At 71.9% G+C, this 3,775-nt stretch carries 6 protein-coding genes; all 6 read right to left on the bottom strand.

The window, feature by feature from the left end; all coding sequences use genetic code 11:
- On the bottom strand, nt 1–189 hold a 189-nt coding region (locus D6689_09145), incomplete at its 3' end, for a CBS domain-containing protein (GenBank protein RMH42129.1).
- Nucleotides 190–193: 4 nt separating this feature from the next.
- Nucleotides 194–697, bottom strand: a complete 504-nt coding sequence (locus D6689_09140; GenBank protein RMH42128.1) for a CBS domain-containing protein — start codon at nt 695–697, stop codon at nt 194–196.
- Nucleotides 648–1,502: a universal stress protein gene (locus D6689_09135; GenBank protein ID RMH42127.1), complete on the bottom strand. Its 855-nt coding sequence runs from the start codon at nt 1,500–1,502 to the stop codon at nt 648–650. Before D6689_09135 ends, D6689_09140 begins: the two co-directional genes overlap by 50 nt.
- A gap of 18 nt (nt 1,503–1,520) precedes the next feature.
- Nucleotides 1,521–1,946: a hemerythrin domain-containing protein gene (locus D6689_09130; GenBank protein ID RMH42126.1), complete on the bottom strand. Its 426-nt coding sequence runs from the start codon at nt 1,944–1,946 to the stop codon at nt 1,521–1,523.
- Nucleotides 1,936–3,036 carry a universal stress protein gene (locus D6689_09125; protein RMH42125.1) on the bottom strand — a complete coding sequence of 367 codons (1,101 nt, stop codon included), beginning with the start codon at nt 3,034–3,036 and terminating at the stop codon, nt 1,936–1,938. Before D6689_09125 ends, D6689_09130 begins: the two co-directional genes overlap by 11 nt.
- Nucleotides 2,903–3,775, bottom strand: an 873-nt coding sequence (locus D6689_09120; protein ID RMH42124.1) for a universal stress protein, incomplete at its 5' end; no start/stop codon positions are given. The genes D6689_09120 and D6689_09125, both read right to left, overlap by 134 nt.

Below are 3,775 nucleotides of genomic sequence, written 5' to 3'. Positions count from 1 at the left end.
GTCGCCGATGCGCACCGACTCGATGTCGGCCTGGCCGAGCGCGCGCAGCACGTCGCGGTTCGACAGGATACCGACCAGCTTGCCGCGGTCGTCGACCACCGGGATGTGTCGGATGTTCGCCAGCCGCATGTCGACGTCGGCGTGGACGACCGTATCGGTCGGCTTCATCGTGATGAGCGCGGTCGTCATGAAGTCAGCGACCGTCAGTGGCCTGCTCCGCATCGGCGTCTCCTTTCGCAGTGGATTCGGAAAACGTGTGGCCGTCGGCCAGCGCGCGTAGGACGTCCATCGCGGTCACGATCCCCTCGACCTCGCCGGGACGGCGTACGGCGAGCACGCGGTGGATGCCGCGGGCGACCATCATGCGCACGGCGTCGATCGCGGGCGCGTCCGGATGAATGGACCACACCACCGGGGTCATCGCGTCCGCGATCGAAACGAGTTCGGGATCGTCTCCGGCGCGGGCGAGGGCGCTCAAGTCGGTCGTCGACAAGACCCCGACGACGTTGCCGTCGTTGTCGCGCACGGGAGCGCCGGATACGTGCGCCGTGTGCAGACTCCACGCGGCGGACCGCACCGACGCCGATGCGCGCAGCGTCAGAACGTGCCGGGTCATGATGTCGCGGACGCGAAGCATTGTCTGTCTCCTACTGGCCGGTGTCCGCCGCGTGGACGACGTACACCGAGACCGGCGCATAGCGGACGGTGAGTTCGGCGACGGAGCCGAGCACCCAGCGCCGTACTCCGCGACGCCCGTGGCTGCCCATGACGACCAGATCGTAGTCGTGGTCGTCGAGCCGCTTGCGGATCGCGTGAGTCGGCACGTCCTCCGTATGGCTGAACGTGAGCCGGCCGGCGAGTTCGCGGTGGCGCTCGATCCACGCGGCCGCCTGCGCCTCGATCGCCTTCCGCAGGTCGTCGCGCAGCGGGGCGAGCAGTTCGCCCCCGTCGGCCGCGGGTCCCCAGTAGCCGGAGGCGGCGCCCGGCAGCTGCCAGGCGTGGAACAGGTCGATCGCGCCGTCGCCGGCGACCAGCAGGGCGGCGCGGTCGAGCGCGGCTTCGGACAGCGGGGAGAAGTCGATGGGGACGAGCACGCGCCGATAGCCGCCCGCGGGCGCGGCGCCGCGTGCGACGAGCACGTCGACGCCGGCCGACCGCACGACCCGCTCGGCGACGCTGCCCATCAGGAACCGGCGAATGCCGGTCCGCCCGTGGGTGCCGACGGCGATGAGTCTGGCGCCCGCATCGCGGGCGGTATCTGGCAGCGCCGTGTCGGCGTGACCGATCACGATGCGGATGTCTGCATGCACGCCGGAGTCCGCCGCGCGCGCTTGTATTTGCGCGAGCTGCTCGTGCGCAGCATCGTAGTGGTCGCGTTCGTCGGGATCGAGTACGTGGACGAGCAGGACGGGCGCGCCGGTCTGCCGCGCGATGGCGACGCCGTGCGCGAAGGCGCTCGACGCCTCGGGCGAAAAATCGGTTGCGATCAGGATCGTCTCCACGGCCCTCCTCCGGTCAGTTCAGTCGCCGCCGCCCAGGTCTACGGCCAGCGCTTCCTGGAGCAGCTCCGTCTCGGCCGCCTCGTGCGCGCTCAGGCGAGCCAGCAGCGCTTCGATGCGCGGGCGCAGCTCCGCGCGAGGCGTTCCGGCGGCGTTCGCGGCGATCAACTCGTCGACTGTCGAGCGGAACACCGCATGCTGAGCCTGCAGGTCGGCCAGCTTGGGGGCGAGCGTCGGCCGGCGGTGCCGAACCGGCTTGAGATACTCGCCGTGTTCCTCGTGGCGGAAGTGCCGCGCCAGAGCCGACCGCAGCGCGCGCAACTCGTGGTCGAGCAACCGCTGCCAGCGCGCGGCGGGCAGGCAGTCGTCGGGCGCGGCGAGGACCGCGCGAAGGCGGTCGAACAACGTCCTGACGTACTCGTGTTCTCGCAGCAGGTCAGCGGGCATCGGTGTCCTCCGGTTCCTCCCCAGCGGCGTCGTCCGCCGCTTCCCGGCCACCTTCGAGCGATGCCTCCGGCACCATCAGCACCGGGACGTCCGCGTTGCGCAGCACGCGGTCGGCGACCGTGCCGATGATGCGCTCGACGCCGCGGCGGCCGTGCGAACCGAGAGCGATGACGTCGGCTTTCACCTCCTCGGCCGTCTCGAGGATCGTGCGCGCCGGGCTGCCGATCTCGAACCGCTTGGCGGCGCACAGGTCGCCCGCCGGCGAGCTGTCGACGAACTCAGCGAGCCGGCGGGCCTCGGCTGCCCGGGCGCGCTCGATCTCGGCGGTGAACTCGGCCAGCGGCTCGGCGGCGATCAGCGGCGGGTGTTGCCACACGTGCAGGCAGGTGAGCGTCCCGCGTGCGCCGACGAGGGCGGCGGCCTGCTCGAGGACCGGCTCGGAGAACGCGGAGTAGTCGATGCAGGCGAGCGCGTGGCTCGGCGGCTGCGCGGGGGCGCTGGCGGTCGCGAGAAACACGGGGCACGGCGCCGTGCGGGCGACGGCTTCGGCGACCCCGCCGAACAGGTGTCGCAGTCCGCCGCCGGCGCCGCGCGTCCCCATGACGATGAGGTCTGCGCAGCCTTCCCGCGCCTCGGCGGCGATCCGCACGGCCGGATCGCCTCGCCGATAGGTCGTGCGCACGGTGAGTTCGCCGCCGGCGCCGCGCTCGAGCTTGGCTTGCAGGTCGTCCAGCTCGCGTTGGATGTGGGCGACCTCGCGGTCCCACAGCCGCTCCCACAGTTCTTCCGGTAAATAGATCGGCTCGACCGCCATGAACGCGAAGTCGGCCATCGGGCTCACGTGCAGCAAAGTCAGTTCCGCGCCGTCGCGGCGGGCGAGCGCGGCCGCGAGCGCCGCCGCCCGCTCGGCTGTCGCCGAGAAGTCGGTCGGGACCAGGATGCGCCGGTACGGCACGTCAGGCCTCCTGGGCGTCGCGTTCCGAGGCCGCGCCGCGCTCCGGGTGGACGACCAACACCGAGCACGGCGCATAGCGCACGGTTGCCTCGGCGACGGAGCCGAGGATGAACCGGCGCAGGCCGCGGCGGCCATGGCTGCCCATCGCGATCAAGTCGTAGTTACCGGCCCGCGCGACGTCCTGGATCACTTGCGTCGCCGGTCCTTCGCGGTCGACGACGGTGATGTCGACGCCGGAGGTGGCGTGGCGCGCGAGCAGTTCTTCGGCGGTCTTGCGCGCTTGCGCGGCCATCTGTTGGCGCAGCGCGCCACCGCGGGCCGTCTGGATGTCCTTCGTCAGCCAGTTGGCGCCGGGAAGCTCCCAGGCGTGGAGTACGTCGACGTGTCCGTCGCGCGCGGCGAGCGTGAGCGCCGCGTCGACCACCCGGTCGGACAGTTCGGAAAAGTCGATCGGCACGAGGATGCGCCGGTAGCCGCCGGCGCTGTGGACGTTCGGGCGCGCGACGAGCACGCTGTCGTCGCTGTAGCGGACGACGCGCTCCGCGACGCTGCCGAGCAGGAACCGCTGCACGCCGGTGCGGCCGTGGGTACCGACGACCGTGAGGTCCGCGTGCATCTCTTTGGCGGCCTCGGCGAGGCCGGTGTCCGCGAACGCGTCGATGACGACCTGGGACACCGGCACGCCGCCGCCGCTCACCCGCTCGCGCAGCGCCTCGAGCTTGGCGCGGTTCTCGGCGAGCTGTTCGCGCAGGGCGCGCTCGAAGTGCGCGGCCGCCCCCTCCATCGCCTCGGGGATGTCGGGGATCGGGTCGGGAATCGTCCCGGCGTGGACCAGCACGACCTCGGCTCCGGTCTTGCGCGCGATGTCGAGCGC

Source organism: Deltaproteobacteria bacterium (assembly GCA_003696105.1).
Lineage (GTDB): Bacteria > Myxococcota_A > Polyangia > Haliangiales > J016 > J016.
This window is presented reverse-complemented; position numbering and strand designations above follow the sequence as displayed.

What these genes read in the sequence shown, in the direction of transcription:
- D6689_09140 (RMH42128.1), bottom strand. Translation starts at nt 697, where the DNA reads ATGCGCCGGTCTCGGTGTACGTCGTCCACGCGGCGGACACCGGCCAGT.
- D6689_09130 (RMH42126.1), bottom strand. Translation starts at nt 1,946, where the DNA reads ATGCCCGCTGACCTGCTGCGAGAACACGAGTACGTCAGGACGTTGTTC.
- D6689_09125 (RMH42125.1), bottom strand. Translation starts at nt 3,036, where the DNA reads ATGGCCGCCGCGGCCTGCGCCGGTTCATCCTCGGCTCCGTCGCCGAGG.